Source organism: Chromatiaceae bacterium (genome assembly GCA_016714645.1).
Lineage (GTDB): Bacteria > Pseudomonadota > Gammaproteobacteria > Chromatiales > Chromatiaceae > M0108.
This window is the reverse complement of the sequence record JADKCI010000006.1, coordinates 132,607-158,855: the sequence shown is the minus strand read 5'-3', so window position 1 is coordinate 158,855 and position 26,249 is coordinate 132,607. Positions and strand designations below refer to the sequence as shown.

Below are 26,249 nucleotides of genomic sequence, written 5' to 3'. Positions count from 1 at the left end.
CAGTTTTCGCTTATCGCCCCCCCGGGTCCCGGGCGATGTCAGGCTTCAGACCCGCCGCGCAGGTAGCGACCGACGAGATCCGGCGGAAAGCCGCGATATTCAAGGAAACGGGCGCGGCGCGCCAGTTCCTTGCGATCGGTGACCCGGCCCGGGCCGAATTTCCTGGCCGCCACCCGGGTCATGAGTTCCAGCCAATCGCTGGCGCTCCGGTCAAGGCAGGGGCCGATCAGGTCGTCGTCCAGGCCCCGCTCGCGCAGCTCCTGGCGCAGGCGCAGGGGACCGAAACCCTTGCGCAGCCGGCCGGCCACGTAGGCCTCGGCCATGCGTTCGTCGCTCAGGAGACCCGTCTCGGTCAGGGCATCCAGTACCCCCGCCAGGACGGCCGCCTCGTAGCCCCGCGCCAGCAACTTACGTTCCAGTTCTCTACGGCTGTGCTCGCGGCTGGCGAGCAGGCGCAGGGCCTGGTTGCGTACGGCGTCGGCCCCCTGGGTCGCCGGGGCCTCCGTCAGGAGTTCATCTTCGAACTCCGCCGGGTCCTCGTCCATAGCGATCGGGATCTGGCGCGGCCTGGGGCTACTCCGCCGGCGCGGCCTCGGGAGACGGAGCGGCTTCGGCGGACGGCAGCAGCTTGGCGCGGATCTTGGCCTCGATCTCGGCGGCCAAGGCCGGGTTCTGCTTCAAATAGATGCGGACATTGTCCTTGCCCTGGCCGATGCGGTTGCCGCCATAGCTGTACCAGGCCCCCGACTTATCGATGATGCCATGCTGGGAGCCCAGATCAATGATCTCGCCCTCGCGGGAGATGCCCTCGCCATACAGGATGTCAAACTCCGCCTGCTTGAAGGGGGGCGCCACCTTGTTCTTGACCACCTTGACCTTGGTCTCGTTGCCGATGACCTCCTCGCCCTTCTTGAGGGCGCCGATGCGGCGGATATCCAGCCGCACCGAGGCGTAAAACTTGAGGGCATTGCCGCCGGTAGTGGTCTCCGGGCTACCGAACATGACGCCGATCTTCATCCTAATCTGATTGATGAAGACCACCATGCAGTTGGAGCGGTTGATATTGCCGGTAAGCTTGCGCAGGGCCTGGGACATGAGGCGCGCCTGCAGGCCGACATGGGAATCACCCATCTCGCCCTCGATCTCCGCCTTGGGCGTCAGGGCCGCCACCGAATCGACCACCACCACGTCCACGGCGCCGGAGCGCACCAGCATGTCGGTGATCTCCAGGGCCTGCTCCCCCGTATCCGGCTGGGACACCAGCAATTCGTCCATGTTGACGCCCAGGCGCCCGGCATAGAGGGGGTCCAGGGCGTGTTCCGCATCGACAAAGGCACAGGTGCCGCCCAGTTTCTGGGCCTCGGCGACGATATGCAGGGTCAGGGTCGTCTTACCGGAGGACTCGGGACCATAGATCTCCACCACCCGGCCCCTGGGCACCCCCCCGACACCCAAGGCGATATCCAGGCCCAGGGAGCCCGTGGAGATGACCTCCACGTTGCGGATGGCGCCCGCGTCGCCCATGCGCATGACCGAACCCTTGCCGAACTGCTTCTCGATCTGGGTGAGGGCGGCGGCCAACGCCTTCTTGCGGTTTTCATCCATCTTTGTTAGCTCCTGGCTAGGGGGTTGCCGTCGCTGGGCGGCTCTTTGGCACCGCCCAAACTCAAGGGATCAAGTATCGCATAGAGGATTGGCGCCGTCATGGCGCCGAAGGCTTGATTCAGCAAGATCCGTCCAAAGACCAGCTCCGCAGGATGCGGTAACGGGGCGGCGGACCTTCCTGGCCATAGGCGAGCACGAACGAATCCACTGGCCAGCGGATGGGCGGGTCCAGGGTATAGGCCTCCAGGGCGGGCGCCTTGCGCGCGAGGGTGGCGTGGGGACAGTAGGGGCGGTTGTCGAGGGCAAAGCCACAGCCCGCCAGTTCCGACCGCAGGGCCAGAACCAGATCGGCCAAGGGCGGCGGCGCGGTATCGGCCCCGCACCAGAGAACCCGGGCGCGGGGGAAGGCGCCCACCCGATCCAGCACCAATTCAAAGGGGTGGCCCCTCGCCCGCCCGGCGGCTGCCTCGACGCAGCGGCGCTGTTCCAGGCTGGCAGGGCCCAAAAAGACCAGGGTGAGATGGATATCCTCGGGGTGGGTCGCGCGCCCGGCCCGCGGGGGCAGGGCCGCCTGGACCCGGGCGAGGGCCAGACGCGGGGCCGCGCCGGGCCAGATGGCCAGGAAGAGGCGCTCAGCCATCGGCATCGAGTAATTCGATGAGGCGCTCCAAGGCCACACGAACCGTCTGGCGACGGACCGCTTCGCGATCACCGGCGAATTGCCGGCGCTGGATCAGGGGCACCTGATCCCGCCAGGCCCAGGCCAGATAGACGGTACCGACGGGTTTGTCCTCGCTACCGCCACCCGGCCCCGCGATGCCAGTCACCGCCAGAGTGACCCGGGCCTGACTGTGACTCAGGGCCCCGACCACCATCTCCGCCACCACCGGGGCGCTGACGGCCCCATGGGCCGCCAGGGTTTCAGGCGCCACGCCCAGCATCTCTTGCTTGGCCTGATTGCTGTAGGTGACGAAGCCCCGATCGAACCAAAGGCTGGAACCCGGCACGGACGTCAGCACCTGGGCGATCCAACCACCGGTGCAGGATTCGGCCGTGGCGACTAGGGCCTGGCGCGCCAGCAGACGATGACCGACCGCTTCCGCCAGCTTTTCAAGGTATGCTTCCATGGTTAAGAGTTTCCGACACGCCGGCCAAAGGCGCAAGAGGGTGCCTTGAGGGGTCCTGACTTGAAAAGCCGGTGCCGCTATCCCTACTCCAGAGGGACTTACCGCGCCGGGGTGACCCGGCACCCCGCCAACTCGGAGCCCAAGCCATGAGCGATCCAGACCGCGACCAGGAAATCCACTGCGAGCACAAACCCTCACCCGCCAAGCTGGAGGTACTGGGTATCGATCACTGGCCCCTCTGGCGCAAGGAAGTCTCGTCATTTCCCTGGCGTTACACCAAGACCGAGACCTGCTATATCCAGCGCGGACGCTTTCGGGTCACCCCCGAGGGTGGCGAGCCCCGCGAATTCAAGCGCGGCGACCTCATCACCTTCCCCGCCGGCCTGACCTGCGCCTGGGAGGTTCTGGAGCCCGTCGAGAAGCATTACCGGTTAGACAACTGACAAGGGATGCGGCAGGGGCGGCAAGGGGGACAGGGGAATCTTGAAACAGGACGTCCATTAGCCGAACCCTGATTGGCAGCCCCTGGCCAAAGGTCCAGAATATTCTTCCTAAGACACCTTTCTCCCACCCATCACGAACGGGCCCGTGCCGCGCCCAAGGAGTTCCAACAGATGCGCAAATTGACCGCCATCGCCATCCTGGCAGTGCTTTCGCTGCTCGTCAGTCCCCTCGGTTTGGCCGAGCAGGGGGAGGCCATGCCGAAGATTGCCGATACCGTGCTCAAAATGCCCCTGGCGGAGGGCATCACCGCGGACAGCGCCATCGAGTCCATGAAGCTGCGCGCCAATGCCCTGAATTTCAAACTGGTTGCCCACCTGCCCCTCTCCCAGCAATTGCGAAGCATGGACATCGAAAGCCGGCGGGTGGAGATCTTTCAGTTCTGCGATGCCCTCATCGCCCACGAGATGCTCGAGCACGACATCGACTTTTCCGCCTATCTGCCGTGCCGCATCACCCTCATCGAGGACAAGGACGGCCATACCTGGCTGGTGACCCTGGACCTGGATCTGGCGATACGCTCCGCCGACTTGCCGCCCGTCCTGTTGGAAAAGGCCATCAAGGTCCGCGACACCCTGCGCGAGATCATGGAAGCCGGCGCCAGCGGCGACCTCTGATATCCCCACCCTCGATCCGCAGGGGTCGCCTCAAAACAGGGTTCCCAAGGCCAGCCGCAGCATGGGCACCAGACCGACCCGGTCCAGCTCGGGATGACTGATGGCGCGGGCCGGCAGCCCCTGGAACAGGGCCGTCAACACCTCGGTGGCGGCGGCCTCGTCCTCCACCGGCAGGCCCCGCGCCTGGCGGGCAGCGCGATAGAGATGGCGCAGGCGCTCGCGCGTGGCGGCGTCGGCGGCGCGGACGATGGTCGCCACAGCGGGATTGCGCGCCGCCTCGGCCAGAATCTCCAACTCCAGGGCGGCATTATCCCTGTCCGTCCGCTCATTGAGACTCGCCTCGACCCGCTCCATCATGGCCTGAAACAGGTCCTCGGCGTTCTCGATCTGGGCAAAGAGGGCCAGCGACTCATCCAGCTTGCGCTGCACCAGGGCCCCGATTATGGCCTCCTTGCTCGCGAAGAAGTGATAGAGGTTGCCGGCGCTCATGCCCGCCGCCTTGGCGATACGGGCAATGCTGGCGCCATGAAAACCCTCGCGGACAAAGCAGGCCGCGGCAGCGTCCAGGATCCGCTGCCGCCGGACCTGGCCGCGGACCTCCTGATCCAGGAACTGATCCACTGGGTCAACCATGGGCTGAGACCTCCGGCAAGGCGACGGCCTTGTCCGCCCTCTTACGCATCCGCCCCCGGATCAGGACAAAGAAGAGGGGCACGAAAAAGACCCCCAGCAGGGTACTGGCGATGACGCCGCCCAACACCCCCGTGCCCACGGCATGCTGGGCCCCGGAACCCGCCCCCGTGCTGATGGCCAGCGGCAGCACGCCAAAGCCGAAGGCCAGGGAGGTCATGACGATGGGCCGGATACGCAGCCGGGCCGCCTCCAGCGCCGCGCCCGCGGCATCCCGACCCTGTTCCTGCAGGGTGCGGGCAAACTCGACGATGAGGATGGCGTTCTTGGCCGCCAGACCGATGGTGGCCAACAGCCCGACCTGGAAGTAGATATCACTCGGCAGACCCCGCCCCATGGCCGCGAGGACCGCGCCCAGGACGCCGATGGGCACCCCCAGAATGACGGCGAAGGGCACGGACCAACTCTCGTAAAGCGCGGCCAGGGTCAGCAAGACCACCAGCACCGACAAGCTAAAGAGTAGGGGTGCCTGGGCCCCGGCGCTGCGCTCCTCGAAGGAGATGCCGGTCCATTCCAGGCCTATGCCGCTTGGCAGCTTCCCGACCAGTTCCTCGACCGCCGCCATGGCCTCCCCGGAACTGACGCCGGGGGCGGCCTGACCCAGGATCTCGGCCGAGGCCAGACCGTTGAAGCGTTCCAGACGCGGCGACCCAAAGACCCAGCGCAGGGTGGCAAAGGCCGAGAAGGGCACCATCTCGCCCTGCTTGTTGCGCACGTACCAGACATCCAGGTCCTCCGGCAACATGCGGAAGGGGGCATCGGCCTGGAGATAAACCCGTTTGACCCGGCCCTCATGGACGAAGTCATCGATGTAGGCACTCCCCCAGGCGACCGCCAGGGTCCGGTTGATGTCCGCCAGCGACAGGCCCAGGGCCCCGGCGCGGGTCCGGTCCACGTCCACCTGGAGCTGGGCCTCGTCCTCGCGTCCATTAGGCCGTACCGCCATCAACCGCGGGTCCTGGGCCGCCATGCCCATGAATTGGCCCTGGGCCGCCATCAGGGCCTCGTGTCCCACCCCGACCCGGTCCTGGAGTTGCACGTTCCAGCCCGTGGCGGTACCCAGTTCGATCACAGCCGGCGGCGGGAAGGCGAAGACCTGGGCATCGCGGATGCCCGCGAAGGCCTGCATGGCCCGTCCGGCGACGGCGCGCACCCCCAGATCCGGCCGATTGCGCTCCGACCAATCCTTCAGCTTGACGAAACCGATGGCCATGTTCTGGCCCTGGCCAGCGAAACTGAAGCCGGCCACCGTGATGAATTCCTGAACCGCCTCAGACTCGTTTTCGCGGAAATGCCGCTCGATCTGTTCCAGGACTTTTTCGGTGCGCTCCAGGGTGGCCCCAGCGGGCAGCACTGCCTGCATGATGAGGATGCCCTGGTCCTCATCCGGCAGGAAGGCACTTGGCAGGCGCGGGTATAACCAGGCCAGGGCGCCCACCAGCAGCAGATAGACCGCGAGAAAGAACCAGCGCCGCTGGAGCATGAAGCCCGTGCCCCAGGTGTAAAAACCGACGCTGCGGTTGAAGCCGCGGTTGAACCAGCCCAGAAAGCCCCGGCGCCGCTCATGATGATCCTGATCGAGGGGCTGGAGCAGGGTCGCTGTCAAGGCCGGCGTCAGGGTCAGGGCCACCAGCACCGACAGCAGCATGGCCGCGACGATGGTTACGGCAAACTGGCGGTAGATAACGCCGGTGGAACCCCCGAAGAAGGCCATGGGGACGAAGACCGCCGAGAGCACCAGGGCGATGCCGATAATGGCGCTGGTAATCTGGTCCATGGACTTGCGCGTCGCCTCCCGGGGCGGCAAATGATCCTCGTGCATCACCCGCGCGACGTTTTCCACCACCACGATGGCGTCGTCCACCAGCAGGCCAATGGCCAGCACCATGGCAAAGAGGGTCAGGGTATTGATGGAATAGCCAAAGGCCGCCAGGACCCCAAAGGTGCCCAGCAACACCACGGGCACGGCGATGGCCGGGATCAAGGTGGCCCGGAAATTCTGCAGGAAGAGGTACATGACCAAAAACACCAGAGCCACCGCCTCGAAGAGGGTCGTCACCACCTTGCCGATGGAGATGCGCACGAAGGGCGTGGTGTCGTAGGGGAAGACGTACTCCATACCCGCCGGGAAGTAGGCGGCCAGATCCGCCACCTTGCGTTTGACGGCATCGGCGGTCTCCAGGGCATTGGCCCCGGTGGCCAGGCGGATCGCCATGCCGGCGGCGGGCTTACCCAGGTGGCGGCCGTTGCGGCTATAGCTCTCGCTGCCCAGGGCGACGCGGGCCACGTCCCGCAGCTGCACCACGGCCCCGTCCTCCTGGGTGCGCAGGCGAATTTCACCAAACTCCTCCGGCGTCGCCAGACGGCTCTGGACGTTCACGGTTGCGGTGAACTGTTGATCCTGGTCCGCCGGGCGGGCACCGAGTTGACCCGCGGAGATCTGGGCGTTTTCGGCCTCGATGGCGCTCCAGACCTCGGCGGGCGTGAGGCCATACTGGTTCAGTTTGTTGGGATCGAGCCAGATGCGCATGGCGTATTGGGTCTCGAAGAGGGTCACCTCCCCCACGCCCGGAATCCGGCTGATGGGGTCCTTAACCATGCTGTTGGCATAGTCGCCCAGATCGGCCTTGGTCAGACGGCCGTCCCGGGAAACGAAGGCCACGATCATGAGAAAGTTACGCACCGACTTGGCGACCGTCAGCCCCTGCTGCCGTACCTCCTCCGGCAACAGCACGCTGGCCAATTGCAGCTTGTTCTGCACCTGCATCTGGGCGGTATCGGGGTTGGTCCCGTTAGCGAAGGTCAGGGTCACCGTCGCCTGGCCATTCGATTCGCTGGTGGCGGACATGTAGCGCAGGCCATCGAGGCCGTTCATCTGCTGCTCGATGATCTGGGTCACCGAGTCCTGAACCGTTTGCGCCGAGGCACCGGGATAGTTGGCGGTAATGGAGATGGCGGGCGGGGCGATGGCGGGATATTGGCTAACCGGCAGGGTCCAGATCGCCAGCAGCCCGGCCAACATGATCAGGATGGCGATAACCCAGGCGAAGACGGGACGGTCGATGAAAAAATGGGCCATGAGGGAGTCTCTCTAGGTGACGAAGCGACGCAGGCAACCGCGGCGGGCGAATACCCAGTGCAACCGCGGATGGGCCAATTCAGGGCGCGGCCGGCTTCCAATCGACGGCCTTGGCCTTGATGCCGGGCTTAGCCTTCTGCACCCCCTCGACGATCAAGCGGTCACCGGGCTTGAGACCCTCATTGATCAGCCAGTGGCTACCCAGGGCCCGATCCGTCTCGACCCGGCGCTGTTCGACCAGGTCCTCCTCGTTCAACACCAGGGCCAACGCCTGACCTTGCCGATCCCGCTGGATACCTTGCTGAGGCACCAGGATGGCCTCCTGGCGCGTCCCCTCCTCGACCTGGGCACGCACGAACATACCCGGCAGCAGGACATGGTCGGGATTGGGGAAGGTCGCCCGCAGGGTGACGGTACCCGTGCCCTGATCCACGCTGACCTCGGAGAATTCCAGACGCCCCTCGTGGGGATAGGTCGAGCCGTCCTCCAGGGTCAGAGTCGCCTTGGGCTGCCCGTCCTCCGAGCGCCGCAGGCGGCCATCCTCCAAGGCACGGCGCAACCGCAACTGCTGGGCCGCCGACTGGGTGAGATCGACATAAATGGGGTCGAGTTGCTGGACCGTCGCCAGGGCCTGCGCCTGGTTGGCGGTCACCAAGGCGCCCTGGGTCACGGTCGAGCGGCCGATCTGGCCGTCGATGGGGGAGGTGATACGGGTGTATTCCAGTTCAATGCGGGCCTTGGTCAGGTCCGCCGCAGCGACCTGGACATCCGCCGCCGACTCCTTCAGGGCCACCTGGGCATCATCGAATTGCTCCAGGCTACCCGCCTTGTTCCTCAGCAGATTGCCATAACGCTCCGCCTTCTTCTCGGCGCGCTCCCGAGTGGCGCGGGCGCGGACCAGGGCCGCCTCGGCGCTGTCCCGGACCGCCTCGTAGCGAGCGGGATCGATGAGGTAGAGGGGCTGGCCGGCGGTGATCTCGCCACCCTCCGGGAACTCGCGGGACTTGATGATGCCACCCACCTGGGGCCGCACCTCCGCGATCCGGTAGGGCGTGGCGCGGCCCACCAGTTCCATGGTCAGATCGACGGGCTCCGCCACGACGGTGAAGATACCCAACTCGGGCGGCGGCATCTGGCCCGGCGCCCCACCTGGTCCACCGGTTGAGGAACCCTGACCACAGCCGGCGAGCAGGAGGGTGGTGATCAGACCCGCCCTCCGCAGGGCGGCAACAGAAAGCAGGTGACCCATGAAGCACCTCGGCGCGAAACGCGACGGAACTGGAATGAACGTTCATTCTAGGCGCATGTCCGCGCCGGAATCAAGCCGCCGGGAGGTCCCCGATGGCCGCCGGGACGGCTTGGCCCCTAAGCCACCAGCAACCGCATCTGGAGAATCCGCTCAATCTCGGCGTCCTGCAAGGCGATGGGGTTGGTCTTCATGCTGGAGCCCCGCGCGTTGGCCAGGATACGGGGAAAATCTCCCGCCGCGACGCCCAGTTCCGAGAGCAGTGGCAGCTTCATGAGCCGGGTCCATTCCTCCAGGGTGGCCAGCAAGCCGTCACGGGCGGCGTCATCGCTAGCGCCCGGCTCGGCGCCCAGCAGGCGGCCGACGACTGCGTACCTGGCGAGGGCGGTCGAGTCCGGCGCCCGCGCCCGCAGGGCCTCGATATTGATCCGCGTCGCCGCCGCCACCAGGGTCCCGCAGACCACGCCATGCGAGATGGGGAAGAAAGATCCCAGCGGCTGGGCCAGACCATGCACCGACCCCAGCCCGGCCTGGGCGAGACAGACGCCGGACAGCAGGGCGGCCAGGGCCATCTTTTCCCGCCCGGCGGCGGCACCCTCCCCGCCCTGATACCAGGCCAGCAAGCCATCGCGCACCGCCGCCAGCCCCGCCAGCGCCAAGGCGTCGGTCATGAGATTGGCGCGGGTCGAGACATAGGCCTCTAGCAATTGGGTAAAGGCGTCCATGCCGTTGGCGGCGATCAAGGCCGCTGGACAGGACGCCAGCAGGTCCGGATCGACGATGGCGTATTCGGCCATCAGGGCATCGTCGCGGAAGGACTTCTTGAAGCCATGCGGGCCCTGGCGGGAGAGGACGGCATTTTTCGTCGCCTCCGAGCCCGTGCCCGCCGTGGTGGGGACGGCGATGAAGGGCGTGGCCGGACCGCGATAGGGCAGCTCCGGACCGACGCCCTCCAGATGGTCCATGACGCTGTTGCCGGGCTTCAGCAGACCCGCCACGGCCTTGGCGGCGTCCAGTACGCTACCACCACCGATGCCGATCACCGCATCGATGCGGCCCCCCCGGCTGAGCCGGACGATGCTATCGATCTCATCCGGTGAAGGCTCGCCCGTGATGCGCACGACCTCGCCCCCGAAGTAGCCATCCGCCAGCGCCTTACGCAGCGCCTCCCAGTGTGAGGATGTGGTAAAGGAGTGAGCACCGGTCAGGATCAGCAAGCGCCGGCCATGGCGGGCTGCGATAGCGGGCAGTTGGGCGATGGCGCCTGACCCGAACTCGATGCGTGGCAGGCGGCCCATTGAAAATGGATTGATCATTTCAGTCTCTTGGGAAAAGCCCAGTCATGGGCACGCCCTGGCGTGGCTCGGCCATCATGGCCGCAACCCTGTCGCGCCAAAGGGCATAGTGGACCGTCTGCTTGTGGGCCGTGGCGTCCTCGACGGAGGTATAGGCTTCGTAAAGGATGAAATGTCCCGAATCCTCGGGATCCTGGAGCACATCGAAGCGCCGGTTGCCCGGCACCTGCACCGAGGCCTCATGATTGGCACCGCTGGCGCCGATGAAGACATCCATGTGATCGGGTTTGACGTGGACATGGACGAAGGAGACGTGCATGGGGTGATCCTGCCAGGTTTGCCCAGCGAGATGGGTGAAGAACGGGGCTCAGTATAAGCGGCCAGGGTCTCGGGGCATCTTCCACGGCGTCATCCACGCCAACCCAGCCCCATGGTCCGGCTCGCCCCTGAGGGCTTGTGGATTACCCCGTGCGAGTGTATCCCCGGCGCTCGCGGGTCAGGGTCTGGGGCTCCTGGTCATCATCGCGCCAGATCCGGGTTGCGTGGCGGCGGCGCGTGTCGACCCGGACGTCTTCGGGAACGCCCAGGCGCAGGTGATAACAGCTCAGCCAGGCATGGCCCTTGGGATTGTCCTCACCCCCCTGCGGGGGGTGCGCCGCCGGCAATGGGCGCTCTCGGCCTGGTAGGTGCCATCGATGGCCCGCACCAGGCGATCACCCAGGCCGGGAATGCCCGCCAGCCGATCAGGCAGCACCGGCCGCGCCTCTTGGACCAAAGCCGGCACCACCGCGGCCAAGACCGCCTGGCGACTCGGCGCCGCCAGCGCATCGGACCCGGTGGAGCGCGCCAGCGGCCCCCGCGCCGCGACCTCCGGGTACAGACGCAGCCAGGTCTGCACCTACTCGCGCCGGGTCGTCATCCCTTGCAGGTGGCACCGCACCCCCCCATGCGATAAAATCTGGAATGGTCAGGGTGCGACCCACCGCCGCCTGTCGCACCCGCGCCAAGGCCCGGGACACGGGGTCGAGCAGATCGGACAGGACGGTATGATTAGTCAGGCGGTGCATCAGGGTCTTGAGACGATCGAACATGGCAGGCTCCCTTTCGATGATACCCTGGGGGGATAAAGCGGACACCCTTGCCTCGCTGATAACGTTGGTGTCAACTAAATACACGCGCCGCCAGCTCCGTATCTTCCGACCGCTCAAAGTCACTGGCCTGTCCCACATCCGGCATGGAGGCCAGCACCTCCGCTAGGCTGCGTTTCCGCGGCGCACACAGCACCTCTTCAAGAATGCGACGGTGCTCGGCCTCGGCACTGCGGCCAGCCATGGCAGCACCCTGCTTTAAGGCATCCACAAGACGCTGATCAAGATTTCTGACAACCAGATTGGCCATGAAGAGACTCCCGCCGGAAGAGATGATTGCATTGATAGCAGTCTTACGGCGTTTCGGGGATTCGCCGCGCTGACTGCATGGACCCGGGGCCGCCCCCGGGAGCTGAGCTCGCCAAGTTGCAACGCCGGCGATGTGAATCCGCCCCAGCCTTTGAAAATTATTGGGCGCCGGGCGTTGTCGAGTCACGAGAGGGCGGCGAGACCAAACATGACGCGGCCAGACTCCCCCCAGCCTAGCCGAGCCCACGTGCCGGTCCCGGCCGGGTCCCGCCGCCCTCCGTTCCGCGTCCTTCGGGATGAGCAATATCCAACGGGAGAAGAAAACCAATGGGACTTGAGATGTTCGTGAACGTAACCGCCGAGAAGCCGTCCAGCCCAGTCGATTTCAAGGTCAGTGACGCGCGGCAGATTGTCGAGTGGTGGAAGCATCCGAACCTGCACGGCTGGATGGAGGCGCTCTACCGCGCCAAGGGCGGCAAGGCGGAAATGTTCAATCACACGCCGGTGGTACTGACCGCGGAAGACCTGGACCGGCTGGAGGCCGATGTCAGGGCGGATAGGCTACCCTTTACGGCCGGCTTCTTCTTCGGCTTTTCGGCGGGACGCACCGAGGAGGATCTGACCTTCATCGCCAAGGCCAGGGAAGCCATCGCGCAAGGGCTCACCGTTTATTACGACTCGAGTTGGTAGCTCCGCACGGGCCGAAGCCGGCCGGCTTCGGTCCACTCTCTTGGGTTTCGGTAAGGAGGAAACATCAAGTCATGACGGATGATTCACCACTATGGTCCCCACAGGCATGACCGACATCCGGAATGCACTTCGAGCCACCCTGGCCCAGCCGCGCAGTCAGACCGGCTGCCCGATCGCAAGACTCATCGATCGCACCGTCGCGGCCAGCGGGCCGATCCGAGAGCAGGTCGTCTTCCCCGCCCCTGAGGCGATGTTGAGTCCTCGACCCCTGGGCCACGTGTGCGGCTGCGCACTGCTGCGTCTGGCAGACGGCACGGTCTGGATGGTCCGACTCCCAGGCCGGGCCTGGACCCGGGGCAGGCTCCTGTCCGCCGCCGGGGTGATCGCCGAGGCGTCGGCCGGACCGCCTAACGAGGCCGAGCGGCGGATCCACCGGGTGCCTGGTCTGGAGGGCGTCAGGTTCGAGGCACCCTGTCTCGCGACACCGGATCCCCTCCAGTGGGACCTCCGTCGGACCGCAGCGGCCCTGGTGACCCGAAGCGGAGCGGCGCTGGTCCAAGGCGCCTACTCCGCGGATACCGGCGATGCGGTTCGCCAGGTCGAGGCAGCCCTCCAGCGCGAACTCGCCGTGGCGTTGGCAGCTTTCGTCTCGGGCCTGGAGGCCAAAGTCCTCGAGGCGGCCAGTCCGGACGGGCCGCTCGACCTCGCGATCTACAACTATCGGGTGCACATGCCCTTTCGTAGATTTCGGCTCCAGTTCGCCACGACTTTTCCCAGTCTGTTCCGCGCCACGGTCCAGGGGGCGCCCGGTACCCTGGGTGCGGAACTCCGGGCCATCGTCGATGAGGGCCGCCCGGTGGTGAAGGGCCTCGCCGCGCGCTGGGGCGTGAGACCGGGTGTCATCCGCCAACTGGTCGGTCGGCCGCCCGAGCTGATCGGGATCGGCTGGGTGGCGCGGCCCCGCGAGTTCGCGCTGCTGCTCAATGCACTGCGTCCCGAGGATATCCCAGCGGACACCACCGAGGCCTGGGACCAGTTCAACCAAACGGTCGTGATCGGCCAGAGGTTGTTTCACAAGCCGCCGTGGCAGTCCGAAGACGGGCTTGAGTGGCTGCGCGCGTGCGTCCACCAGACGCAGCGCGGGTCCGCAGCCGGCCGCCTGCGCTGGCTCCCCGACCCGGCGACGCTGCGGGAGATCGAGCGGTTCCGCGACGCGCTCACCGCGAGCCTGCGCCGTGACGCGGGCGGTGCGACACAGGCCCGGGCTCAGTCCCTATCGCTCGCCTGCGAGGACGTCATCGATCAGTTCCTCTCGCGCTCGGCGCGCCGCGGGTTGGGCAAGATCACGGCGGACTACCAGGGCGCACTGGCAGACCTGCGGCGACGGCTGCGGGAGGCACGGCCGTCGCGGGTCGCCTCCGGCGAGGAGATGTGGCCACTGATCCCGGCCGATTTCGTCTCCTCCGACGGTGCGCGGCTCGTCCGGCCGCTGGGGACCCTCGGGGAGCTAACGGCGCATGGGGCCGCGCTCGCCAACTGTCTCGGTTGGGGATACGCCACCCGCTATCTGTACAAGAGTTCGCAGGGCACTACCTTCATTGTCGGCCTGTTCGATGCCGCGACCGGCGTGCCCTGCTCCACGGCGGAGATCGCCCTGAGGCGCTACCCTGCAACACACACCTACGACCTGGCGGTCGTCCAGCACTCGGCCGAGAACAACGCTAAGCCCTCACCGGGCTGTATCCAGGCCGTGGCAGAGCTCCTGCGGCACTGCCGCAGTGCCGAGGTCCGCCGACACTTGGAGCAGGGATGGTGGATCCTGGCCACCCGCTCAGGCCAGCGAGGCCGCCGCACCAGGGAGGTCGAGGGCCAAGCAACGGCGCGCATGGCACTGCGCCAGTGCCTGGGCGAAGAGACCTACGACGCACTGCTCGCAGAGGTGCTTCGCCGCAGCTCCGCGACCTCTTGCACCGAGTCCCCCTTGAAAACACTGACGCCCGCGGCGTTGGCGGTCTGAGGGATCCCCAGACACATCTCAACGGGACAACGGAGCCAGGTGATGCTGCCAACTGGTCCCTGGACGAACCCCCTGACCAACCCAGGGCGATACCCTGACCGAGTCGATGCCAGGGTCCAGACTGCAATCGGTATCCACGTCTCGACTAACCTGTTCGCAGACCATCGGAGACGAATATGCCTCATCAACTCGACCCTGATATGCTGGTCAGTGATGGCGACCCCGGTGCGGGCACCGAGGTGACCGTTGACCTCAAGGGGGTCCGGACTCGCGGGACCCTGGACGCCTACAGCGACGAGGAGGGTCACGCGGGGTTTGAGACCGCCGCGGACGATGAGAACCCACGGGAGCTGTCGATTCGGGGGCGTGGGCAGTCGTTCGGCCCTTACCGCATCGGCGGCGGCGCCTACACTGTCCCGCTCGACTAAAGCAGCCTGACGATCCACCAGACCGGCAGCGCCGCCGCAAGGGCGGCGGCCTGCGGCCAGAACATCATGTTTCTATCGGCGCTCGTTTCCCACTATCAGCCAGACGGCACCCTGAGTGTCGACCTCCGCGATCAGGGGGGGCCGATCCTCGGTTATGGGCCTTTTGCGGCAGGCATGCCGTGGTTCCGTCGCACGAGGGGCGGCTGGGTCGAAACTGCTTACGACTGGGGTGCCCGGCTCGTCAACCCGGCCCACGAGTCCCGGCAGGACCTGCCGGTCCTGCGCTACCTGGAGCCCTGGCCGCGGGACTTCATCCGCGCCCTTCACCCCGTCTGGTACGCGCAGTCCGCTGCCATGCAGGTCTGCGCCCGCTACCCGGCGGCGCGCGACCTTGCCCGCTCGAACCTGGTCCTGCTCTGGATCGCGGCGGCACGCTATACAGAGGACGCGGGCTGGCACGCCCGGCTACCGGAGCTGTTGCGGCTCTCGCAACGCGAATTGCTGGCAGCGGCGCTGGATCTGCCGGACGTGCGGCCGGTCCAGGTGCGCCTGCTGCGCAAGATCGTTCTCAGGGAGGGAACCCGTCGCGTGCTAGAAGACATCCGGGATCTGGCAGCCGACCTGGATGCCGCGATGGCTTTTAGGCATTGGCCGAGACTGCCGTCGAGCCTGGTGCCGCTGGGACGCGGTCGCCTGTTGCGCCACCTTCACTGGTTGCGCGATCAGCTAGCCGCCACCCAGAACCATTGGCTGCTGAATCAGATCCTGGAGGGGAGAATCGCCCTGCTCGTGGACACCGGCCGGCTGCTGGAGGAGTATCCACGGAACCGCACGGATCGCTTCGTCCACCAATTCTGCCGCGACTGGAGCGGTGTCCAGCGCGCGCACGACGGGCTGATGGTGCTGTGCGGCGAGCAGCACGCATCGGACCTGGACCCCGCCCGCTCTCTTGGCCCGCCGCCGATCCCCCCGGACGACCATTTCCAGGCTGTCACGACCGTGGGCGAGCTCCAGGAGGAAGGGAAGACGATGCGGCATTGCGTGGCGACGCGCGCCAGCGATATCCTGGCGGGCGAATGCTACGTCTACCGGGTCAACGTGTGCGGCGAGCGCGGAACGCTGCAGATCGGAATCAAGCCTCACGGTCTCGTCATCGACGAGTTCCGGCGGCGGCGCAACGCCGATCCTTCCCCGGCCGCCTGGGCGGCCGCGCGGGCATGGCTGGAGCGGAATTCGGGCGATCAGGCCGTTCAGTCGGGAGAAAAGGATGCAGGGCATCCTTCGCCGACTTGATCGGCGCGACACAGCAAGCAGGAAGGCGGTGTGCTTGAGGTACTGGTGGCATGGCGGCCAATCTCCTGGTGCCAGGGCATGGTTGACGAGGAGCGCGTGCCGGGGCGTTTCGTCCTCACGGGCTCCCAGCAATTCGGCCTGCTCGCCGGGATTACACAGTCGCTGGCCGGGCGGGTGGGGATCGCCCACCTGCTGCCGCTCTCGGTCACCGAGCTCTCCGCGTCGTCCTTGGCGCTCCCGGAGCTTGACGCCCTGATGCTCGCCGGGGGCTACCCGGCCATTCACGCCCACGCCATTGCTCCCGGCGACTGGCTCGCCGCCTATGTGGCAACCTACCTGGAACGTGATGTCCGGCAGATCGTGAATATCCTGGATTTGACCGCCTTTCAGCGCTTCTTGAAGCTCTGCGCCGGCCGAACCGGGCAACTCCTCAATCTGAGCGCGCTGGCAGGAGAGGCCGGCATCGCGCAAGGGACCGCCCGTGCCTGGCTCAGCGTGTTGGAGGCGAGCTATCTGGTCCACCTGCTGCCGCCCTATCACCGCAACTTCGGCAAGCGGCTGGTGAAGACCCCGAAGCTCTATTTCCTCGACACCGGGCTCTATGCCTATCTCACACGCTGGGGCTCTCCCCAATCCCTGGAGGCCGGGGCTATGTCAGGCGCCATCCTGGAGACCCATGTGGTCGCCGAGATCCTCAAGGGCTATTGGCACAAGGGGCACACGCCGACTCTCTACTTTTATCGAGACCGGGACGGCAACGAGATCGACCTCCTGATCGAGCAGGACAACCGGCTCTATCCCGCCGAGATCAAGAAGACCGCCACCCCGAGCCGTAGCGCGACGCGCGGTTTCGGGGCCTTGGAGAAGCTTGGGCTCGGCATCGGCGAGGGGGCCGTGCTGTGCCTCAGAGAGACCGACCTGCCGCTGTCCGCCGACCTGACGGCGATCCCGGTCTGGAACCTATGACGCCATGCCCTTGCTGTCGATCAGACCCTGAGTCGCAGCTTTCGCGAGATGCAAGGCGTAGCGGGCATGCTTGCGCTCCCCGGTGCGCACGAGCGCGCCCTTGGCGACCAGGTCCTGGAGGTCGCGAGTCGCGGTGGCGCGTGAAGTGCGGGTGATGGCGATATAGTTTTCGGCACTCAAGCCCCCGACGAAGCCCTCCAGTCCCGCCCGGAAGAGACGCGCGAGCACTCTGTCCTGACGCTCATTCAATTGACCCCCGAGTCGGTCATAGAGCCTGGCCTTGCCGATGAGAAAGACGACCCGCGCGCGGGTGTAGTCCAGCGCATCCAGGACGGTATGGGCGAAATAGTCCAGCCAATCGTCAATGCGATTGACCTTATTCGCCCGCTCCAGTGCGGCGTAATAGGCCTTCTTGTGCCGTTCGATGGTGTTGGATAGCGCAATCAGGGTGGGTTGCCCGAGACCCTGCGCCAGGACCTGTTCCGCAATGGCACGCGCCATCCGGCCGTTGCCGTCCTCGAAGGGGTGAATCGAGACGAAATAGAGGTGGGCAATACCCGCACGCGTCAGGGTCGGCAGCGGACCCTCGCCGGTCGGGGCGCTGCGGTCGAGCCAGCCGACGAAGCGGTCCATCTCCCCGGATACCTGCTGGACGGGCGGTGCCTCGAAATGGACCCTGGGTGCATAGATGGCCCCGGACACCACCTGCATCGGCTCTTCCAAAGTGCGGTAGCACCCGACATCGCGCAGGTCTCGCCGTCCGGCCATCAGCATCCGATGCCAGGTCCACAGGGTCTCATGGGTCAGGGGGGCCTGAAAGTGCCGATAGAGATCGACCATCAGCTCCGCCATCCCGGCCTCGGCCGGGGCGACACGACGCGGGTCTTCGGCCAGGCCAAACTCGCGCAAGAGGGAGGACTGGAGGCTATCGCGATCCAGATACTCGCCCTCGATGCGGGCGGTCATCAGGGCCTCGTCGCCGATCAGGTCGACCGTCAGTGCCCGTTGCTCGGAGTCGTCCAGATGCGCGAAGGCGCCGAACAGGAGCCCGGACTCGTGCAGCAGGCGCGACTCTAGCGGCGCGAGCGACGCGCTGTCGTAGGCGAAATCGGGCCAGTCGGATTGTTGCCAGTTCCAGACCATGATGCATAGGGGGAGCGGCTATTGCTCATATTGAGCGCTTTTCTTGAGCGATAGGGGAGAATCTTAACCCTCGCCACTCGTCGGCGCCAGGCGATGGGTTTCCGTTGGGCGGTTCAGCCTTTGGCAATGGATCCGCCGATGGGATCTATCCCCACGCCGACAGGGCCGCCTTCAGCACCCGGGCGGTCGTGTTCTGTCGGCGCAGGATCGCCTGGTCCAGCATCTGTTCGACGGCGCGGCGCTCCGGCCTGCCCGCGGCGAGGACCAGCCGGGCGAGCCGGGCGGCGCGCCCGTCGGCGCATTCCGCGGCGTAGGCCTGCAACAGCCCGTCGCCTGCTGTCGCGCCAGCCACGCCGAAGGGCGCGTCCTGGAGACGACTGATCAGGCCTTCGCGCTCCTCGGCGTCCAGTCGGGCATAGTCCGCAAGGCCGCGAAGCAGCGAATCCCAGTCGATGGATTCGGAGGATTGGAGCAGGATCAAGGTCGCATCGTCATTGGTGTTCCGCGCGCACCGCTCGACCAGCATCTTGACGCCTTCCGCAGTCACCTGTCCCTGGCGGACGAGATCCTCGACCGCATCATTTTCGACCCCATCGGTAAAACAGGCCACCCAGTCCCCGTGGGTGAGCGCATGCTCGAAGCGGTCCGGGACCAGAGGGGCGGACTGACCAATCACGCGGGTGAGACCCTGATCGAACACCGGCATGCCATGCAGCAGTACGGGTTTACCGTTCAACCTGCGCAGCACGCCCTTTCGGTGCGGCTCGGTCAGCCGCGTGATCCCGCTCCCGCGGCGGATCACCAGACAGGTGGAATCGCCAACGTGGATGCCCCAGAGGTGGTCCATCCCAACGATCGCCAGCACCAGGGTGCACAGCCCACTGTGTCCGAACCGGTCGGCGACCAGCGAGTGCGCAGCCAGCGCCCAATCCTCGGCCAGGCCGAGCGGGTCGGACCAGTCCAACTGGCGCTGACAGGCATCCATGACGATCTGAACGGACAGCCGCGCTGCATCACTGGCGCGAGGGGCCGAAGAGACGCCGTCGCAGACCACCGCGACCACAAGGCCGCCGCACTCCGTGACGGCCATCGCGTCGCTGTTCACGACGGACGTCACCCCCTGGCAAGAGGTCTGATAGGTCTGGATCATGCTGACTGCTACCGGACCTTCCCGGAGCCGTTGCAGCGATCGCACTTCTTGTCCCTGACCTTACCCGAGCCATCGCATTTGTCGCAGTTACGTCTCTCTGGCTGGCCGCGGTCGGCTGGGGGTACCTCGAAAGGACTCTTCATCTGGACTCTCCTGCTTCACCGTTCGATTGAGATCGGCGCGCGCGGCGATCGGAAGTTGCTTGGCGCCGCTGATACCGTTTCCATTAGCCCAACGCCCGAGGGTTCCCTGTTTTCAGAAGGCTTCGAGCCATTCTCCCGCCTTGCCCATGCCGATTTCAGCACCGCGCCCTGCTTCTTTGTTGGTGCTGAGCCATAGGGTCCGGCTGGAACTTCGGCCGCCAGCCTTCGGCGGATCATCTGGCGTTTGAAAAACACTTCGCCGGGGGCGTTATGGATATGACGGCGCCGCGGCTTTGATCCCGCGACCCGTCCAGGTTACACTTTGCGACGTCAGCCACCCGTCGCGCGGCCTGCCTGCCGCCGCCTCGGCCGGGTGACCCGATTTGATCCTACTTTATTGCCTGGTTCTCCACCGATCCGCTCATGACCTCTCTCTCGCCACCAAGCTGACCCTGCGTCAGAGAACCCTACCGATGGCTGTCACGCAGACCACTGCGTGGCTTGCGGGTTTTTGTGTCCCGCAATCCGGGGTTCTTTGACAATTCGGCGACTGGCGGCGGCCTCTGTCCCAACCGCGCCCCCGTGGCGCTCAAACAGAGAGAGGTCCCTATGCCTAAATTCACCCTCAAGCTCACGACGATCTGGACCAACGATCCGAACCCGGGATCCTTCCGCATCGTCCTCAAGCCCGAGCACACCGCGACGCTCGCCCATGCGATCGAGCTGAGCGGCACCTTTTCCAAAGAGATCGCAAACGGCTATGCCCTGCTCGACTATCCGCCCTGCTGGCACTTGGCGGAGTTCCGGTCGGATCGACTGATCCGGTTCCTGCGTCTGAACCGTGCCAATCTCCGCCTGGCCTTCGGCCACGAGCGCGGCGATCGCTATTGGCAAATGCTTTTGCTGAAGCGGCGCTACCCCCGCTGACGTAACACCCCCCGCGTGACAGTCCATCGCGGCCACCACCAGTCGCCCATTAAAGTGGACCCCATGTCCAGGACAGTTTAGCCCCGAGTTTAAGCGGGTCCGCCTTCGTCAATTGCAGCGGTTTGGCGCTGCCCCAGCGTGAGGTGGCCCCCTCCGACAGGAGGGGGTCTGACCCAATTAAGATAAAAAGCTTGCTGTTGTTGCGCCGCAGGCGTCCTCAGCCCGTGCCGGCGCTGATGCGGCGCCGTGTGGGCAAGGGGTGAATATGAGATCCGCCAGATGGCGCCAACCCCGCAGGTTGAAATAGCCGACACAGAAGTCGGCCCGCTCGCCCACCGTCAGCGTCTCCCGCAAGGCCGGTAGCAGGGTCTGGTCGATATTGTCGAAGATGCGGGGCATGAGGCGATCTTCTCCTTAAGGTTGATCGCTTGCGGCGGAACCCGGCGGCCCGCTAACCGGAGCGATATGGTTTAGGTTCCTGGCGCGGATGATCACGCCTTCCTGGGCCAATAGGATGATCCAGGCACCCAAGATCTCGTTGGGCCTGTTCCGCTAAACCTCGCTATTGGGCTCAAGCCGGCAAAAACCGCATGGAGAGATCGACGCTCACCAAATCCTTCGTCAAATCACCGATGGAGATGTCGTCTACGCCGGTCTCGGCGATGACCCTCAGGGTCTCCAGGGTGATGCCGCCGGAGGCCTCCAGACGGGCGCGACCCGCGACCAGGCGTACCGCCTGGCGCAGGGCCTCAAGGGTGAAGTTGTCGAGGAGCAGATGGGTGGCGCCCGCCGCCAGGGCCTGCTCGACCTCGGAGAGGCTTTCGACCTCGATCTCCACCGGCAGGCCGTCGGCCAGGGCGCGGGCGGCGGCGAGGGCGGTGGCGATGGAACCCGCCGCCAGGATGTGGTTCTCCTTGATCAGGATGGCATCAAACAGCCCCAGGCGGTGGTTATGGCCACCGCCGCAACGCACGGCATATTTTTGGGCCAGGCGCAGGCCCGGGAGGGTCTTGCGGGTGTCAAGGAGGCGTACCGGCAGATCGGCGACGACCTGGGCGTAATGGCGGGCGCGGGTGGCGGTGCCCGACAGGGTCTGCAGAAAGTTCATGGCGGTGCGCTCCCCCGTGAGGAGGGCGCGGCTGGGGCCCTGCATGCGGCACAGACAGTCGCCGGGGCCGACGCGATCCCCGTCGCCCACCCGCCAGTCGCTGACGACCCGGCCATCGATCTGGCGGAAGGTCTCGTCAAACCAGGCGCGGCCGCAGATGACCGCATCCTGGCGGGTGATCAGTTCCACCCGCGCGACCTGGTCCGCCGGCAGCAGGCGGGCGGTGCGATCCCCATCGCCGAGGTCCTCGACCAAGGCGGCGCGGACCTGCTCGGTGATGATACGGTGATCCAGGTATGCGGGCGTGTCCCCTGGCAGCGGGGGAGAAGACATGTCTTGACTCATGATAAATCTACCTCTTCTTGGCGGCAGCCCTTGGCCCTCGCCATTTTTAATTATTTTGTTACAATCCAGCCAGCATTGTACCGACAGATTGCCTGAACCGCCCGCGCCAAGGCCGCCGGCAACCCCCAAAATCCTCGCAGCCGAGGGATCTTTTTGTTGGACATGGCCCTTGGCCTCGGTAAGGGTTGTCCCTGCCGGCAACGCCTTATTACATAATTTTATTGATTTTTTTAAGAGCCGATGACAGACCAGCATCCGTACCCCTCCCGCTTATCCCGCGGGATATCGCCCGCGCAAGGCCTTCAAGAAACGGGGCAGGCATGGCTGTCGCACTGATCCACGCCGTCCGCGAACTGCTCTACGACGCGGCTCGGGATCTGGCCCCGACCCTGATCGTCGTGGTCATTTTCCAGGCCTTCTTCATCCAGCACATGCCGGATAACCCGGTCGCCCTCATCGGAGGCTTTGCCGTCGTGCTGCTCGGCCTGGCCCTGTTCGTCAAGGGCCTCGACGTGGCCATCTTTCCCATCGGCGAGACGATGGCTTACGATTATGCCCGCCGCGGCTCCTTCCTCTGGCTGATGCTGTTCGCCTTCTCCATCAGCTTCGCCTCGGTGGCCGCCGAGCCGGCCTTGATGGCGGTGGCCTATAAGGCCGAGGCGGTATCGGGTGGAAGCATGGGCGCGCTGACCCTGCGCATGGTGGCGGCCCTGGGCGTGGGTCTGGCGGTCATGGTGGGCGTCTGGCGCATTGTGCGCGGACATACCATCGCCCACTATCTGATCCCCGGCTACCTGATCGTCATCATTTCCACCGCCTTCGCGCCACCAGAACTGGTAGGCCTGGCCTTCGATTCCGGCGGGGTGGTCGCGTCCACGGTTACCGCGCCCCTGTTGGCTGCTCTCGGCGTCGGCCTGGCCATGACGATCAGCGGCCGCAATCCCATGCTCGATGGTTTCGGCCTCATCGCCTTCGGTGCCCTGGCACCCATGATCATTATCCAGATCTACGGCATTCTCTTTTTCCTGCCCGCCGATCAGGCCGCCATCGCGGTGGCCTTGCCCCCGGAGGCCCAACACCTCCATCCCGCCCTGGAGATACTGACCGACTTTCTGCACATGGTCCGCAATCTCTTGCCGATCATCGCCGTGGTCCTGTTGTCGAGTTATGTCATCCTGCGGCGGCCCTTGGCCAACCCCAAGGGCCTGGCGGTTGGCATGCTGCTGGTGGCCCTGGGTCTCTACATGTTCGACGAAGGCCTGCAAGTCGGGCTCTTCCCGCTGGGCGAGGAGATGACCCGGGGCCTGATGCGCGACGGCGTTTCGATGTGGGTACTCTACCTCTATGGCTTCCTGATCGGCTTTGCGACGACCATGGCGGAACCGGCCCTGATCGCCTTGTCGATCAAGGCCGACAAGGTCAGTGTCGGCCAACTGAATGGCATGTGGCTGCGATCCCTGGTTTCGGTCGGCGTCGGGATCGGCATCGTGATCGGCTGTGCGCGCATCGTCGATGGCACCAACATCGCCTACTGGCTGATCCCGGGCTACCTATTGGTATTGGCCATGGCCAAGCTGGCGCCACGCTTTATCGTCCCGATCGCCTTCGACTGCGGCGGCGTTACCACCTCGACGGTAACCGTGCCGCTGGTCACAGCGTTGGGTGTCGGTCTCGCCGAACGCACCCCGGGGCGAGATCCCATGATCGACGGTTTCGGTCTGATTGCCTTCGCATCCCTGTTACCCATGATCATCGTCATGTCCTACGGCATGCTTGCCCACTGGTGGCTGCACAGGAGAAGCTCCCCCCAGGAGGAAGCGCTTACCCCCGCGGCACGGGCGGCATCGGGGGATTGACCCCGAGCCCCTGGCCGTCCAACACCCAGCCCCCGTATCGCGAGGATTGAGATCCATGCACTTCAAACTGATTCTGGCCTTCGTCGAGGACCGATCGACCCAGGCCGTCCTGGATGCCGCCCGCAAGGCCGGCGCCACGGGCTCCACCGTCATCAACCAGGCCCGGGGCGAAGGGGCGGAGAAGTCCAAGACCTTCTTCGGCCTGACCCTGGAGACCCAGCGGGATGTCATCCTGTTGCTGGTGGAGGAGCACCTCAGCCGGCACATCCTGGAGACCATCGCCCAGGCCGGTGGCTTCCGCGACCGGCCGGGGTCCGGCATCGCCTTTCAGGTCGATGTGGAGGACGCGGTCGGCATCGATCACCAGTTACGCAAGCTAGCGCAACTCGTCGAAGAGGAGCTTTGATCCATGAGCACCCGCCCCCTGATCCGCGTCCGCGAGGTCATGAAGCCCCATTTCGACCTGGTCGATGGCATGGCGACGGTGGCCGCCGCCCTGGAGGCCATGCGCCACGTCGACACCAAGACCCTCATCGTCAAGCGACGCAGCGAGAACGATGAACTGGGCATCGTCGTCCTGTCCGACATCGCCCGCGAGGTGCTGGCCAGGGACCGGGCCCCGGACCGGGTCAATATCTACGAGATCATGGTCAAGCCGGCCATCACCGTCCATCCCGACATGGATATCCGCTATTGCGCCCGCCTCTTCGACCGCTTCGACCTGAGCCGGGCGCCGGTGGTCCAGGACCGGCGGGTACTGGGGGTGGTGAGCCTCACCGACCTGGTGATGAAGGGCCTGGTGCCCCACCTCTGAGCGCCGCGCATGGATAGGGATCCGGGCCTGGCACCCACAGGAGAGCTGGGCCCCGGTTGGCTGCCCCAGGCCCGGCGACGTCTCTCCCCCAACTGGGATGAGCGCCCGCCCGGCATCCCGGTGGATCTGCTGGTCATCCATGGGGTCAGCTTGCCGCCCGGAGACTTTGGCGGCCCCTGGATCGACGCCCTCTTCCAGAACCGCCTCGACCCCGAGGCCCATCCCTATTTTCGCCCCATCGCCGGGCTGCGCGTCTCCAGCCACCTGCTGATCCGCCGCGATGGCGAGCTCATTCAGTACGTCGATCTGCATAAACGCGCCTGGCACGCCGGGGCCTCAAGCTTCCTGGGCCGGGAGCGCTGCAACGACTACGCCATCGGCATCGAACTGGAGGGGGCGGACGAGGTGCCCTACACCACCGCCCAGTACCAGGTCCTGGCCGAGACCAGCCGCGACCTCCTGGCGCGTTTTCCCGCCATCACCCCCGAACGCATCGTCGGCCATAGCGCCATTGCCCCCGGACGCAAGACGGACCCGGGTCCGGCCTTCGACTGGGACCGGTTTCGGCGGCTGCTCGCGACCTACCCGGGCGGCGCCCCAACCTCGAGCTAAGGCGCCCGCCCCTCGCCCCCGGCGGCGAGATAGCCGGTTGACTGCATCTCCACCAGCCTGCTCGTCAGGCGTTCATGAGCAAATTCGTGCAGTTCGCCTGAATAGAGCGCCTCCAGAGGCACCGCGGCGCTGAGGATCAGCTTGACGCGGCGATCGTAGAGTTCGTCCACCAGATGCAGGAAGCGCCGCGCCGCCGCGTCCTGGCGGGCGGTGAGGCGGGGCACCCCGGAGAGCAGGACGGTGTGAAACTCCCGTGCAATCTCGATGTAATCGGCGGCAGCGCGGGGGCCGCCACACAGCACCTCGAAATCGAACCAGGCCAGGTCGGGCCCCAGCCGGCGCGCCGGGATATCGCGCCCATTGACGTGCAACGCCGCCGGCCCTCCCTGATGCCCACCCGCCAGGCGCGCGAAGGTAGCGGCGAGATGGGCCTCGGCGTCGCCCTCCGCGGCATGGTGATAAACGCCATCCTCCCGCAGGGTTTGCAGCCGGTAATCGACGCCGCCGTCCAGCTCGAACACCTGGGTATGCTGCTTGAGGAGGGCGATGGCGGGGAGAAAGAGCGGGCGTTGCAGGCCGTTGAGATAGAGGCGGTCCGGCGGGGTGTTGGAGGTCGTCACCAGGGTCACGCCCCGGCGGAAGAAGGCGCGCAACAGGCCATGCAGCAGGGTGGCGTCGGCGATGTCGGTGACCACGAACTCATCCAGGCACAGCACCCGCAGGTCCTGGCAGCGCCGCTCCGCGACCAGTTCCAGCGGGTCCGGCTGGCGCGGCAGGCCCGCCATCTCCTCATGCAGGTCGCGCATCAGGTGATGAAAATGGAGCCGCTGCTTACCCGGCAGGGGCAGGGCCTCGGCGAACCAGTCCATCAAATAGGTCTTGCCCCGCCCCACGCCTCCCCAGAGATACAGGCCCGGTACGGGCGCGGGCGCGGGCGGTGGCTTGAAGCGCGACCTGATCCGGCCCGCCAATCCCCTCCGGACCGGACCCGGGATGGGCGTTTGCGCCAGGGTGGCATGCAAGGCCGCGAGCCGGCGCGCGGCCTCGGCCTGGATGGGGTCATAGGCAGCGAAACCGGTTTGCGGGTCGGTGAAGTGGGCGGCATTCATGGTGCGGGAAAGATAGTCGAATTCTCCGCCCTTGGCGCGGATAATGCGTCCATCACCCCATTTCCGGGGTGACAGTCCATCACGCGGGAGT

The 26,249-nt window shown here is 66.0% G+C and carries 28 protein-coding genes; 12 read left to right on the top strand and 16 right to left on the bottom strand.

Going from position 1 to position 26,249, the window contains the following annotated elements:
- Positions 1-38: 38 nt before the first annotated feature.
- The 4 genes from IPN92_20365 to pncC form a co-directional block, all read right to left on the bottom strand.
- The gene (locus IPN92_20365) at positions 39-545 is read right to left on the bottom strand and encodes a regulatory protein RecX (GenBank protein MBK8640520.1); all 507 of its coding nucleotides are present in this window, start codon (positions 543-545) and stop codon (positions 39-41) included.
- Between the two features lie 28 nt (positions 546-573).
- Positions 574-1,605, bottom strand: a complete 1,032-nt coding sequence (gene recA, locus IPN92_20360; protein ID MBK8640519.1) for a recombinase RecA — start codon at positions 1,603-1,605, stop codon at positions 574-576.
- 118 nt (positions 1,606-1,723) lie between these two features.
- Positions 1,724-2,251: an RNA 2',3'-cyclic phosphodiesterase gene (gene thpR, locus IPN92_20355; GenBank protein MBK8640518.1), complete on the bottom strand. Its 528-nt coding sequence runs from the start codon at positions 2,249-2,251 to the stop codon at positions 1,724-1,726.
- Positions 2,238-2,732, bottom strand: a complete 495-nt coding sequence (gene pncC, locus IPN92_20350) for a nicotinamide-nucleotide amidase (GenBank protein MBK8640517.1) — start codon at positions 2,730-2,732, stop codon at positions 2,238-2,240. Before pncC ends, thpR begins: the two co-directional genes overlap by 14 nt.
- Before the next feature lie 146 nt (positions 2,733-2,878).
- On the opposite strand from pncC, the gene IPN92_20345 reads away from it, so the two are divergent.
- Both IPN92_20345 and IPN92_20340 read left to right on the top strand, forming a co-directional pair.
- The gene (locus IPN92_20345) at positions 2,879-3,175 is read left to right on the top strand and encodes a cupin domain-containing protein (GenBank protein ID MBK8640516.1); all 297 of its coding nucleotides are present in this window, start codon (positions 2,879-2,881) and stop codon (positions 3,173-3,175) included.
- Between the two features lie 171 nt (positions 3,176-3,346).
- On the top strand, positions 3,347-3,850 hold the full coding sequence (locus IPN92_20340) for a DUF302 domain-containing protein (GenBank protein MBK8640515.1): 504 nt from the start codon (positions 3,347-3,349) through the stop codon (positions 3,848-3,850).
- Between the two features lie 30 nt (positions 3,851-3,880).
- Here the strand turns inward: IPN92_20340 and IPN92_20335 are convergent, their stop codons facing one another.
- The 7 genes from IPN92_20335 to IPN92_20305 form a co-directional block, all read right to left on the bottom strand.
- Positions 3,881-4,483 (bottom strand): TetR/AcrR family transcriptional regulator, encoded by a 603-nt coding sequence (locus IPN92_20335; protein MBK8640514.1) that lies wholly within the window; start codon positions 4,481-4,483, stop codon positions 3,881-3,883.
- The gene (locus tag IPN92_20330; GenBank protein MBK8640513.1) at positions 4,476-7,619 is read right to left on the bottom strand and encodes an efflux RND transporter permease subunit; all 3,144 of its coding nucleotides are present in this window, start codon (positions 7,617-7,619) and stop codon (positions 4,476-4,478) included. Before IPN92_20330 ends, IPN92_20335 begins: the two co-directional genes overlap by 8 nt.
- A 79-nt stretch (positions 7,620-7,698) precedes the next feature.
- Positions 7,699-8,868, bottom strand: coding sequence for an efflux RND transporter periplasmic adaptor subunit (locus IPN92_20325; GenBank protein MBK8640512.1), 1,170 nt, complete (start codon positions 8,866-8,868; stop codon positions 7,699-7,701).
- A 116-nt stretch (positions 8,869-8,984) separates the two neighbouring features.
- Entirely contained in the window at positions 8,985-10,181 is a 1,197-nt protein-coding gene (locus tag IPN92_20320) for an iron-containing alcohol dehydrogenase (protein ID MBK8640511.1), read from the bottom strand.
- Between the two features lies 1 nt (position 10,182).
- Positions 10,183-10,479 (bottom strand): antibiotic biosynthesis monooxygenase, encoded by a 297-nt coding sequence (locus IPN92_20315; protein MBK8640510.1) that lies wholly within the window; start codon positions 10,477-10,479, stop codon positions 10,183-10,185.
- A gap of 285 nt (positions 10,480-10,764) precedes the next feature.
- Positions 10,765-11,058, bottom strand: a complete 294-nt coding sequence (locus IPN92_20310) for a hypothetical protein (GenBank protein MBK8640509.1) — start codon at positions 11,056-11,058, stop codon at positions 10,765-10,767.
- Between the two features lie 263 nt (positions 11,059-11,321).
- The gene (locus tag IPN92_20305) at positions 11,322-11,558 is read right to left on the bottom strand and encodes a DNA-binding protein (GenBank protein ID MBK8640508.1); all 237 of its coding nucleotides are present in this window, start codon (positions 11,556-11,558) and stop codon (positions 11,322-11,324) included.
- A 326-nt stretch (positions 11,559-11,884) separates the two neighbouring features.
- On the opposite strand from IPN92_20305, the gene IPN92_20300 reads away from it, so the two are divergent.
- The 5 genes from IPN92_20300 to IPN92_20280 all read left to right on the top strand — a co-directional run bounded on the left by IPN92_20300 (position 11,885) and on the right by IPN92_20280 (position 16,951).
- Positions 11,885-12,247: a phosphoglycerate kinase gene (locus IPN92_20300; GenBank protein MBK8640507.1), complete on the top strand. Its 363-nt coding sequence runs from the start codon at positions 11,885-11,887 to the stop codon at positions 12,245-12,247.
- Positions 12,248-12,353: 106 nt separating this feature from the next.
- Positions 12,354-14,264 carry a hypothetical protein gene (locus tag IPN92_20295; GenBank protein MBK8640506.1) on the top strand — a complete coding sequence of 637 codons (1,911 nt, stop codon included), beginning with the start codon at positions 12,354-12,356 and terminating at the stop codon, positions 14,262-14,264.
- Between the two features lie 176 nt (positions 14,265-14,440).
- Positions 14,441-14,692 carry a hypothetical protein gene (locus IPN92_20290; GenBank protein ID MBK8640505.1) on the top strand — a complete coding sequence of 84 codons (252 nt, stop codon included), beginning with the start codon at positions 14,441-14,443 and terminating at the stop codon, positions 14,690-14,692.
- A 66-nt stretch (positions 14,693-14,758) separates the two neighbouring features.
- Entirely contained in the window at positions 14,759-15,985 is a 1,227-nt protein-coding gene (locus IPN92_20285; GenBank protein ID MBK8640504.1) for a PcfJ domain-containing protein, read from the top strand.
- Between the two features lie 78 nt (positions 15,986-16,063).
- On the top strand, positions 16,064-16,951 hold the full coding sequence (locus IPN92_20280; GenBank protein MBK8640503.1) for a DUF4143 domain-containing protein: 888 nt from the start codon (positions 16,064-16,066) through the stop codon (positions 16,949-16,951).
- Here IPN92_20280 and IPN92_20275 read toward each other — a convergent pair.
- Positions 16,946-18,094 (bottom strand): Fic family protein, encoded by a 1,149-nt coding sequence (locus IPN92_20275; protein MBK8640502.1) that lies wholly within the window; start codon positions 18,092-18,094, stop codon positions 16,946-16,948. The genes IPN92_20280 and IPN92_20275 overlap by 6 nt on opposite strands.
- Before the next feature lie 145 nt (positions 18,095-18,239).
- Complete coding sequence (locus tag IPN92_20270; protein ID MBK8640501.1) at positions 18,240-19,244, bottom strand: protein phosphatase 2C domain-containing protein; 1,005 nt, start codon at positions 19,242-19,244, stop codon at positions 18,240-18,242.
- Between the two features lie 752 nt (positions 19,245-19,996).
- Here IPN92_20270 and IPN92_20265 point away from each other — a divergent pair.
- Positions 19,997-20,314: a hypothetical protein gene (locus tag IPN92_20265; GenBank protein ID MBK8640500.1), complete on the top strand. Its 318-nt coding sequence runs from the start codon at positions 19,997-19,999 to the stop codon at positions 20,312-20,314.
- A gap of 177 nt (positions 20,315-20,491) precedes the next feature.
- Here the strand turns inward: IPN92_20265 and IPN92_20260 are convergent, their stop codons facing one another.
- Complete coding sequence (locus IPN92_20260; protein ID MBK8640499.1) at positions 20,492-20,713, bottom strand: hypothetical protein; 222 nt, start codon at positions 20,711-20,713, stop codon at positions 20,492-20,494.
- A gap of 172 nt (positions 20,714-20,885) precedes the next feature.
- The gene (locus IPN92_20255) at positions 20,886-21,767 is read right to left on the bottom strand and encodes a carboxylating nicotinate-nucleotide diphosphorylase (protein ID MBK8640498.1); all 882 of its coding nucleotides are present in this window, start codon (positions 21,765-21,767) and stop codon (positions 20,886-20,888) included.
- 320 nt (positions 21,768-22,087) lie between these two features.
- Between IPN92_20255 and IPN92_20250 the strand changes: the two genes are divergently transcribed.
- Genes IPN92_20250 through ampD form a run of 4 tightly spaced genes read left to right on the top strand, consistent with a single transcriptional unit; the run spans position 22,088 to position 25,049 of the window.
- Positions 22,088-23,623: a DUF1538 domain-containing protein gene (locus IPN92_20250; GenBank protein MBK8640497.1), complete on the top strand. Its 1,536-nt coding sequence runs from the start codon at positions 22,088-22,090 to the stop codon at positions 23,621-23,623.
- Positions 23,624-23,678: 55 nt separating this feature from the next.
- Entirely contained in the window at positions 23,679-24,029 is a 351-nt protein-coding gene (locus tag IPN92_20245) for a P-II family nitrogen regulator (GenBank protein ID MBK8640496.1), read from the top strand.
- 3 nt (positions 24,030-24,032) lie between these two features.
- Positions 24,033-24,437 (top strand): CBS domain-containing protein, encoded by a 405-nt coding sequence (locus tag IPN92_20240; GenBank protein MBK8640495.1) that lies wholly within the window; start codon positions 24,033-24,035, stop codon positions 24,435-24,437.
- Between the two features lie 9 nt (positions 24,438-24,446).
- Positions 24,447-25,049: a 1,6-anhydro-N-acetylmuramyl-L-alanine amidase AmpD gene (gene ampD / locus IPN92_20235; GenBank protein MBK8640494.1), complete on the top strand. Its 603-nt coding sequence runs from the start codon at positions 24,447-24,449 to the stop codon at positions 25,047-25,049.
- On the opposite strand, the gene IPN92_20230 is transcribed toward ampD, so the two are convergent.
- Positions 25,046-26,158: an AFG1 family ATPase gene (locus IPN92_20230; GenBank protein ID MBK8640493.1), complete on the bottom strand. Its 1,113-nt coding sequence runs from the start codon at positions 26,156-26,158 to the stop codon at positions 25,046-25,048. The two genes, ampD and IPN92_20230, sit on opposite strands and share 4 nt — an antisense overlap.
- Between the last annotated feature and the right edge of the window lie 91 nt (positions 26,159-26,249).

Bases quoted from the DNA above. Each gene is read 5' to 3' on its own strand.
- IPN92_20280 (MBK8640503.1), top strand. From the start codon at position 16,064: ATGGTTGACGAGGAGCGCGTGCCGGGGCGTTTCGTCCTCACGGGCTCC.
- IPN92_20275 (MBK8640502.1), bottom strand. From the start codon at position 18,094: ATGGTCTGGAACTGGCAACAATCCGACTGGCCCGATTTCGCCTACGAC.
- recA (MBK8640519.1), bottom strand. From the start codon at position 1,605: ATGGATGAAAACCGCAAGAAGGCGTTGGCCGCCGCCCTCACCCAGATC.
- thpR (MBK8640518.1), bottom strand. From the start codon at position 2,251: ATGCCGATGGCTGAGCGCCTCTTCCTGGCCATCTGGCCCGGCGCGGCC.
- IPN92_20345 (MBK8640516.1), top strand. From the start codon at position 2,879: ATGAGCGATCCAGACCGCGACCAGGAAATCCACTGCGAGCACAAACCC.
- IPN92_20315 (MBK8640510.1), bottom strand. From the start codon at position 10,479: ATGCACGTCTCCTTCGTCCATGTCCACGTCAAACCCGATCACATGGAT.
- IPN92_20365 (MBK8640520.1), bottom strand. From the start codon at position 545: ATGGACGAGGACCCGGCGGAGTTCGAAGATGAACTCCTGACGGAGGCC.
- IPN92_20305 (MBK8640508.1), bottom strand. From the start codon at position 11,558: ATGGCCAATCTGGTTGTCAGAAATCTTGATCAGCGTCTTGTGGATGCC.
- IPN92_20285 (MBK8640504.1), top strand. From the start codon at position 14,759: ATGTTTCTATCGGCGCTCGTTTCCCACTATCAGCCAGACGGCACCCTG.
- IPN92_20330 (MBK8640513.1), bottom strand. From the start codon at position 7,619: ATGGCCCATTTTTTCATCGACCGTCCCGTCTTCGCCTGGGTTATCGCC.
- IPN92_20290 (MBK8640505.1), top strand. From the start codon at position 14,441: ATGCCTCATCAACTCGACCCTGATATGCTGGTCAGTGATGGCGACCCC.
- IPN92_20260 (MBK8640499.1), bottom strand. From the start codon at position 20,713: ATGCCCCGCATCTTCGACAATATCGACCAGACCCTGCTACCGGCCTTG.
- pncC (MBK8640517.1), bottom strand. From the start codon at position 2,732: ATGGAAGCATACCTTGAAAAGCTGGCGGAAGCGGTCGGTCATCGTCTG.
- IPN92_20325 (MBK8640512.1), bottom strand. From the start codon at position 8,868: ATGGGTCACCTGCTTTCTGTTGCCGCCCTGCGGAGGGCGGGTCTGATC.
- IPN92_20320 (MBK8640511.1), bottom strand. From the start codon at position 10,181: ATGATCAATCCATTTTCAATGGGCCGCCTGCCACGCATCGAGTTCGGG.
- IPN92_20265 (MBK8640500.1), top strand. From the start codon at position 19,997: ATGCCTAAATTCACCCTCAAGCTCACGACGATCTGGACCAACGATCCG.
- IPN92_20270 (MBK8640501.1), bottom strand. From the start codon at position 19,244: ATGATCCAGACCTATCAGACCTCTTGCCAGGGGGTGACGTCCGTCGTG.
- IPN92_20230 (MBK8640493.1), bottom strand. From the start codon at position 26,158: ATGAATGCCGCCCACTTCACCGACCCGCAAACCGGTTTCGCTGCCTAT.
- IPN92_20245 (MBK8640496.1), top strand. From the start codon at position 23,679: ATGCACTTCAAACTGATTCTGGCCTTCGTCGAGGACCGATCGACCCAG.
- IPN92_20295 (MBK8640506.1), top strand. From the start codon at position 12,354: ATGACCGACATCCGGAATGCACTTCGAGCCACCCTGGCCCAGCCGCGC.
- ampD (MBK8640494.1), top strand. From the start codon at position 24,447: ATGGATAGGGATCCGGGCCTGGCACCCACAGGAGAGCTGGGCCCCGGT.
- IPN92_20335 (MBK8640514.1), bottom strand. From the start codon at position 4,483: ATGGTTGACCCAGTGGATCAGTTCCTGGATCAGGAGGTCCGCGGCCAG.
- IPN92_20240 (MBK8640495.1), top strand. From the start codon at position 24,033: ATGAGCACCCGCCCCCTGATCCGCGTCCGCGAGGTCATGAAGCCCCAT.
- IPN92_20340 (MBK8640515.1), top strand. From the start codon at position 3,347: ATGCGCAAATTGACCGCCATCGCCATCCTGGCAGTGCTTTCGCTGCTC.
- IPN92_20255 (MBK8640498.1), bottom strand. From the start codon at position 21,767: ATGAGTCAAGACATGTCTTCTCCCCCGCTGCCAGGGGACACGCCCGCA.
- IPN92_20300 (MBK8640507.1), top strand. From the start codon at position 11,885: ATGGGACTTGAGATGTTCGTGAACGTAACCGCCGAGAAGCCGTCCAGC.
- IPN92_20250 (MBK8640497.1), top strand. From the start codon at position 22,088: ATGGCTGTCGCACTGATCCACGCCGTCCGCGAACTGCTCTACGACGCG.